This is a genomic window from Pseudomonas citronellolis, from assembly GCF_029335315.1.
GTDB lineage: Bacteria > Pseudomonadota > Gammaproteobacteria > Pseudomonadales > Pseudomonadaceae > Pseudomonas > Pseudomonas citronellolis_A.
Genome location: NZ_JARJLT010000223.1, coordinates 1 through 632, shown reverse-complemented (window position 1 = coordinate 632; position 632 = coordinate 1). Strand labels below are relative to the sequence as shown.

The 632-nt window shown below is 69.0% G+C and carries 1 pseudogene; it reads right to left on the bottom strand.

Annotation, left to right across the window (positions count from 1 at the left end):
• Window positions 1-465: pseudogene (locus P3W75_RS17515) on the bottom strand (hypothetical protein); the annotation flags it as partial.
• Window positions 466-632 lie beyond the last annotated feature (167 nt).

Sequence of the window (632 nt, the reverse complement as noted above, 5' to 3'; positions counted from 1 at the left end):
ATCGACGGAAGGCTGGGCTCGTTCACCGCTGTACATCTGCTTCAGGGCCACCGGGGTGGCAGTGGGTGCGACCGGCTGGCTGCCGGAGTCGGCCTGCTGCGTGATCTTTTCCCTGATGCGCTGGGCTATTTCGTTCTCGACGCGCTCGCGTTCCTCGGCGGGCATGGCGTCCAGCTGGTCCTGGGTGACGTTCATGTCCTGCATGACGCTGTAGCGCAGCTTTTCGCCGGGGCTGAGCTTCATGTAGGCGAGGAATTGGTCCAGGCTGCCGGTGCCGCCCTGCGAGGCGGCGCCGGTGGATGCTACCGCGCCGGCGTCGGCGTCGCTCGTACCGCTCGTCGTGGCGCTGGCGGAGGTGGCGCTGGCGTTGGCCAGGTAGCTGGCGAACTCGCTGGCGCCGGCGACCACGCCGCGCACCAGCTTGGTCGCCAGGCCGATGCCGCTCAGGCCGTCGATGATGTTCATGGGCAGGTCTCCCGTGCCGGAGGGGGGACCTTGTAACGGGCAAGAAACACGCCAGGGCGCCGCCCGCCGGGCGTTATGGCCCGGCATTGCCCTGTAGGAGCGAGCTTGCTCGCGAACCGCACACCGGCGGCGCAACCGGGAAGGCCCGTTCGCGAGCAAGCTCGCTC